Genomic DNA, 13,631 nt, shown 5'->3' with positions numbered 1-13,631 from the left:
CGCGCGGCCGCCGGACTGAGGTCTGGTGGTCCGTCGACGCCCTGCGCGGGTTGGCGCGGATCACGGAGGCCGCTCCGTGAAGAGGGGAGTGGTCGAATCAAACCGTACCATGCTAGTTATGGTATGATGTTTGCCCCGGACCCCAATATAGGCGACGCTCTGCCCGTCATCCGTCAGCTCGACGAGGCCGCGATCAACCGCATCGCGGCCGGCGAGGTGGTGGAACGCCCGGCCTCCGCCGTCAAGGAACTCGTGGAGAACGCGCTCGACGCCGGGGCCTCGCGGATCGAGATCGCCCTGGCCGATGGCGGCAAGACGCTGATCCGCGTCACCGACGACGGCTGCGGTATCCCGGCCGATGCGCTGGCGCTGGCCGTGGCGCGGCACGCGACCTCGAAGATCGACGGGACCGACCTGCTCAACATCCATTCCTTCGGCTTCCGGGGCGAGGCGCTGCCGTCGCTGGGTGCGGTCGGGCGGCTGACGCTCACCTCCCGCGCCGCGGGCGCGGCCGAGGCCGCGTCGCTCACCGTCGATGGCGGGCGGGTGGAGCCGGTGCGCCCCGCCGCGCTGGCGCAGGGCACGGTGGTGGAACTGCGGGGGCTCTTCCGCGCCACGCCCGCGCGGCTGAAATTCCTGCGCAGCGACCGGGCCGAGACGCAGGCGATCGGCGACACGGTCCGGCGCCTCGCGATGGCCGCGCCGCATGTGGCCTTCGTGCTGCGCGACCTCTCCGGCGGGGGCGAAGGGAGGGTAAGCTTCCGCGCCGATGCCGAGACCGGCGACATGTTCGGCGCGCTGCGTGGCCGGCTGGCGCGGGTGCTGGGCGCGGAGTTCGCCGAGAACGCGCTGGCCATCGACGCCGAGCGCGAGGCGCTGCGGCTGACCGGCTATGCCGCGCTGCCGACCTATTCGCGCGGCACGGCGGTGGCGCAATACCTCTATGTCAACGGCCGCCCGGTGCGCGACCGGATGCTGACCGGCGCGCTGCGCGCGGCCTATATGGATTTCCTGAGCCGCGACCGGCACCCGGCGGCGGTGCTCTTCATCGATTGCCCGCCGGAACAGGTGGACGTGAATGTCCATCCCGCGAAATCCGAGGTACGCTTCCGCGAGCCGGGTCTGGCGCGGGGGCTGATCGTCTCGGGGCTGCGGCACGCGCTGGCCGGGGCCGGGCACTGGGCCTCCACCACCGTTGCCGGGGCCACGCTGGGCGCTTTCCGGCCCGAATCGGCGGCCCAGGACGGACCACGCATCTACCAGATGGACCGGCCCTCGCCCGGCGCGCGCCAGGCCGCCTTTGCGGCGCAGGCCCCGGAGGCACCCGGCTTCGCCGAAACCGCGCAGCCCTTCGCCCGCGCCGAGGATGTGACGGAGGGCGATGCGGACGCGCAGGCACAGGCGCAGCCGCTCGGCGCGGCCCGCGCGCAGCTTCACGAGAATTACATCATCGCGCAGACCGCCACCGGCATGGTCATCGTCGATCAGCACGCGGCCCATGAACGGCTGGTCTATGAGCGGCTCAAGCGCCAGATGGCCGAGCGCGGCGTCGCGGCGCAGGCGCTTCTGATCCCCGAGATCGTGGAACTGGGCGAGGACGGCGCGGCGCGCCTGCTGGCCCATGCCGATGCGCTGGCAGAGCTTGGCCTGGGCATCGAGCCCTTCGGCGGCGGCGCGGTCGCGGTGCGGGAGACCCCCGCCGTGCTGGGTGAGGTGGACGCCGCCGCGCTGATCCTGGACATCCTGGACGAGCTGTCGGATCTGGATGACAGCCAGGCCGTGCGGGCGCGCATCGATGCGGTGCTCTCGCGCATGGCCTGCCACGGCTCCGTCCGCTCCGGCCGGCGGATGCGCGCGGAGGAGATGAATGCGCTCCTGCGCGAGATGGAGGCGACGCCGCATTCCGGCCAGTGCAACCATGGCCGGCCTACCTATGTGGAACTCAGGCTGGCCGATATCGAGCGGCTCTTCGGGCGCAGATGATCCAGGTCGGCGATATCACCCTGAGTCTCGACGACCCGCTGGTGATCGGCGCGGGCGTTCTGGGCGCGGTCCTGCTGGCGCTGCTGGTGCTTGTGGTCGTCTCGATCCGCTCGGCGGCGCGCTCGGCCCGCGCGGCGGAGCCGCTGGCGCAGCACATGGTGGCGTTGGGCGAACAGGTGCGCCAGCTTTCCGACGGGCAGCACCAGCTTTCGGGCGGCCTGAAACACGTCTCGGAGGCGCAGGCGCTGAGCCAGGAGCGCATGGTCCAGACCATGGAGCGGCGGTTGGAGGAGGTGCAGAAGGCGATGGGCGAGACGCTGCACGGCACGGCGGTGCGCACCACGCGCTCGCTTACCGAATTGCAGGAGCGGCTGGCCACCATCGACAAGGCGCAATCCAATATCGAGAAACTGTCGGGCGATGTGCTGAGCCTTCAGGACATCCTTTCGAACAAGCAGACCCGCGGCGCATTCGGGGAGATCCAGCTCAACGACATCGTCTCCAAGGCGCTGCCGTCGGATGCCTATGCCTTCCAGGCGACGCTGGGCAACGGGCGGCGGGCGGATTGCCTGATACATCTGCCCAACCCTCCGGGGCCCATCGTGATCGACAGCAAGTTCCCGCTGGAAGCCTATGAGGCGCTGCGCCGCGCCGGCACGCCGGAGGAGACGAACCGCGCCGCGCAGGCGCTGCGCCAATCGGTTCGCAGCCATATCCGGGCGATTGCCGAGCGCTACATCATCGAAGGCGAGACGGCCGATGGCGCGCTGATGTTCCTGCCCTCCGAGGCGGTCTATGCCGAGCTGCACGCGAATTTCCCCGAGACGGTGCGCGAAGGCTTCGCGGCGCGGGTCTGGATCGTCTCGCCGACCACCTGCATGGCGACGCTCAACACGATGCGGGCGATCCTCAAGGACGCCCGGATGCGCGAGCAGGCCGGGGCGATCCGCAAGTCGCTGGCGCTCCTGCACCGGGATGTGGAACTGGTGGTGGAGCGGGTGGCCAAGCTCGACACGCATTTCACGCAGGCGCGCAAGGATATCGAACAGATCACCACCGCCGCCGAGCGCGCCGGAAAGCGCGCCGAGCGGCTGGACAATTTCGATTTCGAGGAACTGGCCCCCGAAGCCGACGCCGAGCGCGTGATCCCGCTGACGCGCCCAAAGAACTAGGCGGCAGAGCGGTTTCGCACGCGAAACCGATTTATTAACAATCAGTTAAATGATTTGGCTGTCGGGGTGCCGGTTGCGGCCAGCCGGTTCCTGCCGGAACCGGCCCATTTCCGGCTGGTCGGTCCCGGTCCCGCGACGCGGCCTCTTGCCGCGCAGCCCGGTTGGCCGCAGAATGCGGGGTGCCCCGATGGAGGAGACCCCGATGCCCGACGACCTGGAGATCAATCCCGAAAAGATCGCCCGCGTGATCATCCGCGCCCGCGAACTCGACGTGAAGGTCGCCCGCTGGGATAGGCCCGGGGACGATGCGGACGCGGACACGATCCTGGAGAACCGGCCGAGCGACGGCACCGAGGCGGAACTGCGCCAGTACATCGCCGATCTGAACGATGATGAGAAGGCCAGCCTCGTCGCGGTGATGTGGATCGGCCGCGACACCTATGACGCGGACGAACTGGCGGAGGCGGTCGAGACCGCCAAGGCCGAGGCGACCGGACCGACGGAGGACTACCTTCTCGGTGTGCCCCTTCTGAGCGACTTCCTGGAGAGCGGACTCGAAAAGCTCGGCTACTCGGTAGAGGAGGTCGAGGAGGGTCTGCTCTGAGAAGCCATCATGATGCGCGCCTTCGGCGCAAGTCCATTCCTTGCGCCCGCCTGCGGCGGCCGCGCTGCCTCCGGCGGGGATACTTGAAGCAAGAAGAAAGTGCCGGGACTCCCCTTCTTCTTGCCGGAAATATCCCGGGGGTGCGGGGGCTGGCCCCCGCCCGTCACCGGGATCAGGCCAAGACTCAGATCATGTGATCAGCGACCGCGAGATGCTGGGCCAGGCTTGCCACCCGGGTCATCCAGCGGTCCACCAGGTTCGGCGCGTCCGGAACGGCGCTGACGCCGGGCGGGATCTCGCCGGCCAGCACCGCCTCCACGGCGAGCGAGACGGGAACCGAGACAAGCCGCGACATCGCGGTGCCGCGCGCATCGCCCCAGGCATCCATCACGTAGGTCTTGTGGTAGACGGTGCGCCCGTCGCGTTCGGCCTTCAGCCCGACGCAGAGCACGACGCGGTCGGGTTCGCCCGGATCGTATGCGTTCTCGGCCCAGAACCTGTCGGACATCTCCTTGAGCCGTGCCTCGCCTTCCGGCCCCTCCAGGGTCTCGATCTCGGCGAAGACATCGGCCCAGGCTTCCGACCAGCCGTCGAGGCGCAGCGTGCCGCGCACGAATTGCTGCACGTTCCAATTCGGATCGAAGCCGTATTCGGCCATGAAGGGCAGCGAATCGCGGTTCGGGTAGACCTCGAACGTCTCGGGTTGCGGCAGCGGTGCGGTATAGGAGGAGAGTGCGTTCCAGGGCCGGTCCACGACCAGTTCACGGCCTTCGGAAATCGAGCGCGACGGCGATTTCAGCGCCTTGAGCACGCCGAGCGGCGACCAGCTGAACTTGTAGCGGAACGGGTTCGGTGTCTTCGGGATGCCGCCGCAATAGGACGTGAAGGAGAGCGTGTTGGCCGGATCGAAACCTTCCGAGGCGCGGTAGTCGGCCATCAGCCAATGCGCCATCGCGTGGTCGATGCCCGGATCGAGGCCGACCTCGTTCACGAGGCAGAGCCCGGCCTCGCGCGCCTGCGCGTCGAGCGCACGCATCTCCGGCGAGATATAGCTGGAGGAGACGAAATGCGCACCGCGCTTCAGGCACAGTTCAGCCAGCGGCACGTGCCAGTCGCCCGGCAGCATCGAGACGACGACATCGCCCTCCTGCAACGCTGCGCTCAGCGCGTCCATGTCGAAGGCGTGGATCTCGCGCGTCAGATCGCCGATGGCGGCCTCGGCCTTGTCGGTGGAGCGGTTCCAGACCGCCACGTCGTAGCGCGCCTCGATCATCCTGCGCAGGCCTGGCACGGCCGAAAGCCCTGTGCCGCACCAGTGCACGCGCGCCATCCGGGACGCGTCGGGGCGGCGGGAGACATTGCGGTCGAAGACCGCCCTGGCGCGCGCCCAGATGCCGGTGCCGATGCGGTCGAGCGATTTGAGTACCGGCAGAAGCTGGGCCGAGAAATCCTCGGAGGCCTCCACCGGCAGCATCGAGGGCAGGTTGTCGATCGCGGTGATGTCGAGCGGCCGCGGCGCGTCGGCCACGCGCAGCACCGGTGCGTCGAAGCTGGTTGCGCGGTCGTAGACCGGGATCGGGTTCCAGGCGCTGCCCGGATCGCAGGACACATCGCTGATGACGCTCAGCCGGCGCGGGGCCGCCAGCGCGTCGCGGTCCACGAAGACCGGCACCCCCGGCCCCGCGAGGATGCAGTTCACGAAGATGTCGTGGTCGAGGATTTCCGGGAACGGGCCGCCATGCGCCGTCTCCTCCATGTCCCAGCGCGTCACCGGCAAGCCGAGCGCGTCGGCGAGATCCCCAGCGCCGGTGCCCACGCGGCCCTTGGCCCCGATGATGATGACCGAGGGTGTCCCGGCGCCGTTCGAGCGCGCTGCCTCCAGGTCGCCGCGCAGTTCCTCGACCAGCGCCGCACGGGAGGGATAGACATCCGCCCGGTCAGGGCCCGGCAGATCGCCCGCCTGCTGCGCGACCCAGGTCTTCACCCCCATCGCGGCACCGGCGAAGCCGGCCCAGTAGCCGAAGGCGGCAACGCGGCGGCCGTCCTCGTCGGTCAGGTATTCCAGATCGTAGAGCGCGCCGCCGCCGGCCTCGAACCGGCGCAGTAGACGGGCGGCGTCCGGCTGGCCCTTGAAGGCATGGCCGAACATGATGTGGCGGTGGTAGAGCGGCGTCGCCTCGTCGGGCAGTTCCTTCAGTCCGAAGATCAGCGCCGAGAGCGCCGCGCCGGGCCAACTGCCTTCGGCGGCGATCTCGCATCCGGCGTCACGATAGGCGTCGGTGGGGATCGCGCGGTGCGGGCTTTCCTCGACCGTGACGCGCCCGCCCATGGCGATCAGTTCCGCGGCGCCCGCGGGCGTCAGGCCGACGCGCTGTTCGTTGGCACGGCTTTCCGCGCGGACCCAGAGATGTGTGGACATGCGTGGCCTCCCTCTTCGCAACTGTCCCGAGGTCTAGACCGAAGCGCGCCGAATGCCAATGCGGCTCCGCGCGCGGCGCAAGGCAAAAATCCGGCGCCGGGATTGACCTGCGTCAACGCACCGGGGGGCGGCTCCGGATATGCTGTTTCCCAAGCCTGCCGGGCGAGGATGTCCGGCGCTGCATTCATCAGGGAGGGAGGACATGACAAAGCAAATTCTCGTGGCGACCGACGGCTCCAAGACCGCGGGCAGGGCCGTCGCCTTCGCATCGGAGATGGCGGCGCGATTCGAGGTGCCGCTCACCATCCTGCATGTACTGCACCACGACCGGCCACCGCAGGAAATGAGCCACATGGCCGACGTGGAGCACATGCTCGACGACGTGACGCGCCGCGCCGAGCCGGATTTCGTCAACACACCCGGCACGATGGCCGATCTCTTCCGTGCGTCCACCGATTCCGACAAGCGCGCGCGGCTGGTCATGATGATCGGCGATCATATCGTCGACAACGCCGCCGAGGATGCCCGCAAGGCCGGGGTGACATCGGTGGACACGCGCGTGGCCGATGGCGACCCGGTGGAGACGATACTCGACACGGCGCAGGATGTCGGCGCGGACATGATCGTGGTGGGCAGCCGCGGGCTGGGCGGGCTCAAGGGTCTGCTGCTGGGCAGCGTGTCAGACAAGGTAAGCCGGCACGCGCCCTGCACCGTGACGACCGTGCGCTGAGCACGGGCGGCGATGTCGCAATCGGGCTAGGCGCGCCGGGGCGCGGCTGATAACCGGGTGGGGTCCGAGAGCGGAGCGGCCTGTCCGATGATCCCGAGCGACAACATGCGCGCGGCGCTTTTCATGGCCACGGGGATGGCCGGGTTCACGCTGAACGATACCTGCGTGAAGCTGGTGACGGCGCATCTGCCGCTCTTCGAGACGATCTTCCTGCGCGGACTGGCGACGATTGTCATGCTCGCGGTGCTCTGCGCGGTGCAGGGGCATCTGCATTTCCGCATCCCGCGGCCCGACTTGCGGGTGATCGGCTGGCGCACCTTCGGCGAGATCGGCGCGACAATCTGTTTCCTGACCGCGCTGATGCACATGCCGCTGGCCAATATCACCGCGATCCTGCAGTCGCTGCCGCTCGCCGTCACGCTGGCGGCGGCGGTCTTCCTGGCCGAGCCGGTGGGCTGGCGGCGAATGGCGGCGATCGCCGTCGGTTTTGCCGGTGTCATGCTGATCGTGCGGCCCGGCACCGAGGGGTTCGACCGCTATTCGGTGCTGGCTCTGGTCGCGGTCGCTTTCGTGGTGCTGCGCGATCTCTCTACGCGGCGACTGTCGCCGGGGGTCAGCACGGCGATGGTCTCGCTCCTGACGGCGCTGGCGATCACCACGATGGGCGGTCTGGTCTCGCTGGCCGAGGGCTGGGTGATGCCGCGGCCTGCCGACCTGGCACTCGTCGTGCTGGCGGGCGTCTTCATCGTGGGCGGCTACGTCTTCCTGGTCGCGGCGATGCGCGTGGGGGAGATCGCGATGGTCGCGCCGTTCCGCTATGTCAGCCTGGTCTGGGCGCTGGTGCTGGGCTGGGCGGTGTTCGGCGATTTCCCGTCGTCGCTGACGCTGCTGGGCGCGGGGGTCGTGGTGGGCACCGGGCTCTTCACCTTCTACCGCGAGCACGCGCTGGCCAAGGCGCAGGCGCGCGAGAGGCTGGCGGCAACCGGCGGCGCGGGCCGGCCCGGTGCGGTATAGAGCCACGTTCGGAAAACCCGATTGGAAGTGGTAACGACGGCCCTTGGGACCACTGGCAAATTCGGAGACGAGCCGCGCGGCGGGCTGCGCCGGTGTTCCGCGTGCGGGGCGACGGACAGAAGTCGGCGCAAGGCCATCTGTCGCAGATCGGACGCAGACCGCGCTAAACCGGGTTCAGGTCGCAGACGATCGCCGTGGCCGGCGTGTCGCCGCGGTTGTGGAACCAGTGGACGGTGTCGGCGTCCTCCAGGATGCTGTCCTTGCCGTCCGCGCTGAAAGTGGTCTCGCCCTCGGGCCGGCCCTCGACCCAGTCGCCGGAGATGACCTTCACCAGGCCGGGCCGTTTCTCATGCCCGTGCTGGGCGATCTGCCCGCCGGGTGCGATGGTGATGGCCCGCAGTTGCATCATGTAGCCGTCGAGTCCGGTCTGGCGCGCGATCATCTCCGCGTCGAGCTTGCCCAGGGCCTCGACCCCGAGGCCCTTGTGTTCCGAGGGGCCCGACATCTGCCCCAGCGCCATGCCCGCGGCAAGGCCGAGGGCTGCGGCGGCGGCAGTCGTGACGGCGGTTGCGAACCTGTGACGTTTCATCCCGGTCACTCCCTGTTTTGATTAATTCCGGCAAGAAGCGTAAGATCGTTGGGAGAGCGGGCCAAATGAAACGATTTCGCGCTTCGCTGAGAGGAGTTCACCCGCCATGAGACGCAAGCTGCCGCCCTTTCCGGCCTTGCGCGCCTTCGAGGCCGCCGCCCGGCTGGGCAGCTTCAAGGACGCGGCGGAGGAGCTTTGCGTCACGCCCTCGGCGATCAGCCACCAGGTCCGCACACTGGAAGAGTTCCTGGGCAGGACGCTCTTCCTGCGTGGCGGAAACCGGCTGGAGCTGGCACAGGACGGGCGGGTCTATCTCGCGCAGGTGGGACCGCTGCTGGACCGGCTCGACGCCTCCACCCGGATGGTGGCGGGGGAGGTCTGTGCCGGGCCGCTGCGGTTGAAGATGACCGAGGGCTTCCTGAATCGCTGGCTGATGCCGCGCCTGCACCGCTTCGTGGCGCAATACCCGGAGGTGGAGATTGCCGTGGAGACCGGCCTGCCGCCCACGGATTTTCGCGGCGGGGCGCTGGATGTCGTCATCCACTGGGGCGACGCGCCGGTGCCGGGCGTCCGGGTCGAGCCGTTCATGTCCTCCACCCGCAGCCCGGTCTGCAGCCCCGCCTATCTGGAGGCCAATCCCGACCTGACCCGCCCCGATGCGCTGCTGGACAAGGTGCTGATCCGCGACGAGGTGGCCGATGGCTGGGCGGAATGGTTCGCGCTGACGGATGCGGCGGGCCGCTGCCCGGAAGGCGGCCCGGTTTTCGCGCATTGCGAGCTGACGATGAGCGCGGCCGAGAACGGGCTTGGCGTCGCGCTGGGCTATCTGGGCATGATCGGCGAGAGCCTGCGAAAGGGCGATCTGGTGGCGCCGTTCGCGCTGGAATCCGCATCGCGCACGATCTATTCCATCGCCTGCGAGGAAACCCGCGCGGACGATCCCAGGATCGTGGCCTTCCGCGGCTGGCTGCTGGACGAGGTGCTGGCGGATGGGCCTCCTGCGTCGGAGCGGCTGCGCGCGGCGGAGTAGCGCGGAAATCGCCGCGCAGTCCACGCGAAGCCGCGCCGGGGCTGTTGACAACCCCACCGACTCCCCCTATTAGCGCGCTACTTGCCCGTGGGACCTGTGTCTCATTGGCTGCGAAAGCCACAATTGGCGGTCAAGATCCTGGCCTCGGCCACGATCCTCTGGAATTCCACCGCGGCGGTCCCGAATGGTCGGGGTCGCATGCGGTTTTGGCGTTTTGCGGACGCGCGGGCGCTTTGAGATTTGAACGTGTTGAGAGACGGGGAACCGGCATGCCAACGATCCAACAGCTGATCCGCAAACCGCGGCAGCCGAAAGTGAAGCGCCAGAAGTCGATGCATCTGCAGTCCTGCCCGCAGAAGCGCGGCGTCTGCACGCGCGTCTATACGACCACTCCGAAGAAGCCGAACTCGGCCATGCGGAAAGTCGCCAAGGTCCGTCTGACCAACGGCTTCGAGGTCATCAGCTACATTCCGGGCGAGAAGCACAACCTTCAGGAGCACTCGGTGGTCCTGATCCGCGGCGGCCGGGTGAAGGACCTTCCGGGCGTCCGTTATCACATCCTGCGCGGCGTGCTCGACACGCAAGGCGTCAAGGACCGTCGCCAGCGCCGCTCCAAATACGGCGCCAAGCGCCCGAAATAAGGGTTTCGGGCGCCCCGGCTTCGATCCGGGGCCTCGCCCGCAGAGGAAAAGAGGAACTAGGTCATGTCGCGTCGTCACGCCGCAGAAAAACGCGAAATCCTGCCCGACCCGAAATTCGGCGACCGGGTGATTTCGAAATTCATGAACAACCTGATGATCGACGGCAAGAAATCCGTTGCCGAGAGCATCGTCTACAACGCCTTCGACCGCGTCGAGACCAAGCTCAAGCGCGCGCCGGTGGAGGTGTTCCACGAGGCGCTGGAAAACATCAAGCCCTCGGTCGAGGTGCGCTCGCGCCGGGTCGGCGGCGCCACCTACCAGGTGCCGGTCGAAGTGCGCCCGGAGCGCCGTGAGGCGCTGGCGATCCGCTGGCTGATCAACGCCAGCCGCGCGCGCAACGAGAACACCATGGAGGAGCGCCTCGCAGGTGAGCTGATCGACGCGGTGCAAAGCCGCGGCTCGGCCGTGAAAAAGCGCGAGGACACCCACAAGATGGCCGACGCGAACAAGGCGTTCAGCCACTACCGCTGGTAAGAATTCAAGGCATCACATCATGGCACGCGAATATTCCCTCGGACGATACCGCAACTTCGGTATCATGGCCCATATCGACGCAGGCAAGACGACCTGCACCGAACGGATCCTGTTCTATACCGGCAAGTCCCACAAGATCGGCGAGGTGCATGACGGCGCCGCGACGATGGACTGGATGGAGCAGGAGCAGGAGCGCGGGATCACCATCACCTCGGCGGCGACCACGACCTTCTGGTTCCGCACCGAGGATGGCGAGAACCCGACCGGCATCTATGGCGACACGCCGCAGGAAGCCAAGTTCCGCTTCAACATCATCGACACGCCGGGCCACGTGGACTTCACCATCGAGGTGGAGCGTTCGCTGGCGGTGCTCGACGGCGCCGTGTGCGTACTCGACGCCAATGCCGGTGTCGAGCCGCAGACCGAGACCGTCTGGCGCCAGGCCGACCGCTACAAGGTTCCGCGCATCGTCTTCGTCAACAAGATGGACAAGATCGGTGCCGATTTCTGGAACTGCGTGCACATGATCAAGGACCGGACCGGGGCCATCCCGGCGCCGATCCAGATGCCGATCGGGGCGGAAGACAAGCTCGAGGGCATCGTCGATCTGGTGACCATGAAGGAATGGGTCTGGCGCGGCGAGGATCTGGGCGCGAGCTGGGTCATCGAGGACGTGCGCGACGAGTTGCGCGACAAGGCCGAGGAAATGCGCGCCGAACTGATCGAGCTTGCGGTCGAGCAGGACGACGACGCGATGGAAGCCTATCTGGAGGGCGAAGAGCCGGATCTGCCGACCCTGCGCAGCCTGATCCGCAAGGGCACGCTGAACATGTCCTTCGTGCCGGTCCTGGCAGGCTCGGCCTTCAAGAACAAGGGTGTGCAGCCGCTGCTCAACGCGGTGATCGACTACCTGCCCGGCCCGCTCGACGTGCCGCCCTATATGGGCTTCTCGCCGGATGACGAGACCGAGACCCGCAATATCGAGCGCACCGCCGACGACAGCCAGCCCTTCTCGGCGCTGGCCTTCAAGATCATGAACGATCCCTTCGTCGGCTCGCTGACCTTCACCCGTGTCTATTCGGGCACGGTGAAGAAGGGCGACGGCGTGATGAACTCGACCAAGGGTCGCAAGGAGCGCATCGGCCGGATGATGATGATGCATTCGAATTCCCGCGAGGAGATCGATTGGGCCGCCGCCGGCGACATCATCGCGCTTGCCGGCCTGAAGGAGACCACCACCGGCGACACGCTCTGCGATCTGCAGAAACAGGTCGTGCTGGAGACCATGAGCTTCCCCGATCCGGTGATCGAGATCGCCGTCGAGCCCAAGACCAAGGCCGACCAGGAGAAGATGTCGGCGGGCCTGGCCCGTCTGGCCGCCGAGGATCCGTCCTTCCGCGTCGAGACCGATATTGAATCGGGCCAGACCATCATGAAGGGTATGGGCGAGCTCCATCTCGACATCCTGGTGGATCGCCTGAAGCGCGAGTTCAAGGTCGAGGCCAATATCGGCGCGCCGCAGGTGGCCTATCGCGAGACGATCAGCCACAAGGCCGAGATCGACTACACCCACAAGAAGCAGACCGGCGGTTCGGGTCAGTTCGCCCGCGTCAAGCTGGAGATCGAGCCGACCGAACCGGGCGAGGGCTACAGCTTCGAGAGCCTGATCGTCGGCGGCACGGTGCCGAAGGAGTACATTCCCGGCGTCGAGAAGGGCATCGCCAGCGTGATGGACAGCGGCCCGCTGGCCGGCTTCCCGGTGATCGACTTCAAGGTCAAGCTGGTGGACGGCGCCTATCACGACGTCGACTCCTCGGTCCTGGCCTTCGAGGTCGCGGCGCGCGCCGCGATGCGCGACGGTCTCAAGAAGGGCGGCGCCAAGCTGCTCGAGCCGATCATGAAGGTCGAGGTCGTCACGCCGGAGGAATATACCGGCAACGTGATCGGCGACCTGACCAGCCGGCGCGGCCAGGTGCAGGGGCAGGAGACCCGCGGCAACGCGATCGTCATCAACGCCTTCGTGCCGCTGGCCAACATGTTCGGCTACATCAACAACCTGCGCTCGATGTCGAGCGGCCGGGCGAACTTCACCATGCAGTTCGATCACTACGAGCCGGTACCGCAGAACATCTCCGATGAAATACAGGCAAAATATGCGTAATCAACCAACACTTAACCGCCGGTCCGCCATTGCATTCGGGCTGATCTTCGCCCTTGGCGCCTGCGCGTCGGCTCCGGCTACCAAGGATGCTGGTGCCGCGATCGTTTCGCGGGGATACTCGGTCGATACTATGTCCCTGTCCGTCGCCGAGGGTGCCTCTGTGGGCGGACTGTTCAAGCAGGATCCCGGGGTGGTCAATCAGCTTGTCAGCCGGGTAGGTGGCGAGCTGAGGCAGAAGGCCGGGAATGTTCGCGGCGGTCCCAAGAAGGCGAATGTTTCGGTGAGCCTCACGCGGATATCCGTAGCGTCCGCAGCGAGCCGCAGCCTGATCGGTATGGATACCCAACTGAACGGTGACGTCGTGGTTACCGACGCGGCTGGTAACGTGCTGGCGCGGAAATCCAACGTCGAGTTTGTGGATAAAGGCGCGAAGAACACATCAACGTTCAATGGCATTCCTGTCGGCGCGCTTCTCAGCACCGTTGCCAATGCCGGCGGTGCTTCGAATGAGCAGAGGCTGGAACGTCTTTCGACCGGCTTCACCAACGAAGTTGTAGCTTGGCTTTCGCGCTAGGCAACTAACCCTATTTGTGCCCTGGTGACGGCGCAGAATACAAGGAGGCCATCATGGCAAAGGCAAAGTTTGAACGCACGAAACCGCATGTGAACATCGGGACGATCGGGCATGTTGACCACGGGAAGACGACGCTGACGGCGGCGATCACGAAGTATTTCGGGGATTTCCGTGCCTATG

Annotated in this window: 13 protein-coding genes and 1 pseudogene; 11 read left to right on the top strand and 3 right to left on the bottom strand. The window is 67.2% G+C overall.

Features of this window, described 5'->3' with window-relative positions; all coding sequences use genetic code 11:
• Window positions 1–126: 126 nt before the first annotated feature.
• From mutL to DDZ14_RS17170, 3 genes are all read left to right on the top strand, one after another.
• Window positions 127–1,983, top strand: a complete 1,857-nt coding sequence (mutL, locus tag DDZ14_RS17180) for a DNA mismatch repair endonuclease MutL (RefSeq protein WP_109426231.1) — start codon at window positions 127–129, stop codon at window positions 1,981–1,983.
• Window positions 1,980–3,155 carry a DNA recombination protein RmuC gene (locus DDZ14_RS17175; protein WP_109426209.1) on the top strand — a complete coding sequence of 392 codons (1,176 nt, stop codon included), beginning with the start codon at window positions 1,980–1,982 and terminating at the stop codon, window positions 3,153–3,155. Before mutL ends, DDZ14_RS17175 begins: the two co-directional genes overlap by 4 nt.
• 202 nt (window positions 3,156–3,357) lie before the next feature.
• Window positions 3,358–3,759, top strand: coding sequence for a DUF3775 domain-containing protein (locus DDZ14_RS17170; protein ID WP_109426230.1), 402 nt, complete (start codon window positions 3,358–3,360; stop codon window positions 3,757–3,759).
• A 184-nt stretch (window positions 3,760–3,943) separates the two neighbouring features.
• Here DDZ14_RS17170 and DDZ14_RS17165 read toward each other — a convergent pair whose 3' ends face one another.
• Together DDZ14_RS17165 and DDZ14_RS17160 are read right to left on the bottom strand one after the other, a co-directional pair.
• Window positions 3,944–5,089, bottom strand: a complete 1,146-nt coding sequence (locus tag DDZ14_RS17165; RefSeq protein WP_109426229.1) for a saccharopine dehydrogenase family protein — start codon at window positions 5,087–5,089, stop codon at window positions 3,944–3,946.
• Window positions 5,090–5,113: 24 nt separating this feature from the next.
• Window positions 5,114–6,178, bottom strand: a pseudogene (locus tag DDZ14_RS17160) (saccharopine dehydrogenase); the annotation flags it as partial.
• A gap of 202 nt (window positions 6,179–6,380) precedes the next feature.
• Here DDZ14_RS17160 and DDZ14_RS17155 point away from each other — a divergent pair.
• The gene (locus DDZ14_RS17155; RefSeq protein WP_109426208.1) at window positions 6,381–6,908 is read left to right on the top strand and encodes a universal stress protein; all 528 of its coding nucleotides are present in this window, start codon (window positions 6,381–6,383) and stop codon (window positions 6,906–6,908) included.
• An 87-nt stretch (window positions 6,909–6,995) separates the two neighbouring features.
• The gene (locus DDZ14_RS17150) at window positions 6,996–7,922 is read left to right on the top strand and encodes a DMT family transporter (protein WP_109426207.1); all 927 of its coding nucleotides are present in this window, start codon (window positions 6,996–6,998) and stop codon (window positions 7,920–7,922) included.
• 163 nt (window positions 7,923–8,085) lie between these two features.
• Here DDZ14_RS17150 and DDZ14_RS17145 read toward each other — a convergent pair whose 3' ends face one another.
• On the bottom strand, window positions 8,086–8,511 hold the full coding sequence (locus tag DDZ14_RS17145) for a cupin domain-containing protein (protein WP_109426206.1): 426 nt from the start codon (window positions 8,509–8,511) through the stop codon (window positions 8,086–8,088).
• Between the two features lie 106 nt (window positions 8,512–8,617).
• Here DDZ14_RS17145 and DDZ14_RS17140 point away from each other — a divergent pair, with 106 nt between their 5' ends.
• The 6 genes from DDZ14_RS17140 to DDZ14_RS17115 form a co-directional block, all read left to right on the top strand.
• Entirely contained in the window at window positions 8,618–9,541 is a 924-nt protein-coding gene (locus DDZ14_RS17140) for a LysR substrate-binding domain-containing protein (RefSeq protein ID WP_109426205.1), read from the top strand.
• Between the two features lie 269 nt (window positions 9,542–9,810).
• Window positions 9,811–10,182, top strand: coding sequence for a 30S ribosomal protein S12 (gene rpsL, locus DDZ14_RS17135; RefSeq protein WP_109426204.1), 372 nt, complete (start codon window positions 9,811–9,813; stop codon window positions 10,180–10,182).
• A gap of 63 nt (window positions 10,183–10,245) precedes the next feature.
• Window positions 10,246–10,716, top strand: a complete 471-nt coding sequence (gene rpsG / locus DDZ14_RS17130; protein WP_109426203.1) for a 30S ribosomal protein S7 — start codon at window positions 10,246–10,248, stop codon at window positions 10,714–10,716.
• A 19-nt stretch (window positions 10,717–10,735) separates the two neighbouring features.
• Complete coding sequence (fusA, locus tag DDZ14_RS17125) at window positions 10,736–12,877, top strand: elongation factor G (protein WP_109426202.1); 2,142 nt, start codon at window positions 10,736–10,738, stop codon at window positions 12,875–12,877.
• The gene (locus DDZ14_RS17120; protein ID WP_146193173.1) at window positions 12,852–13,451 is read left to right on the top strand and encodes a hypothetical protein; all 600 of its coding nucleotides are present in this window, start codon (window positions 12,852–12,854) and stop codon (window positions 13,449–13,451) included. Before fusA ends, DDZ14_RS17120 begins: the two co-directional genes overlap by 26 nt.
• A 53-nt stretch (window positions 13,452–13,504) precedes the next feature.
• Window positions 13,505–13,631: GTP-binding protein (locus DDZ14_RS17115; RefSeq protein ID WP_233252549.1), on the top strand; the 127-nt coding region annotated here is incomplete at its 3' end.

This window comes from Maritimibacter sp. 55A14 (genome assembly GCF_003122205.1).
Taxonomy (GTDB): domain Bacteria; phylum Pseudomonadota; class Alphaproteobacteria; order Rhodobacterales; family Rhodobacteraceae; genus QEYE01.
This window is presented reverse-complemented; position numbering and strand designations above follow the sequence as displayed.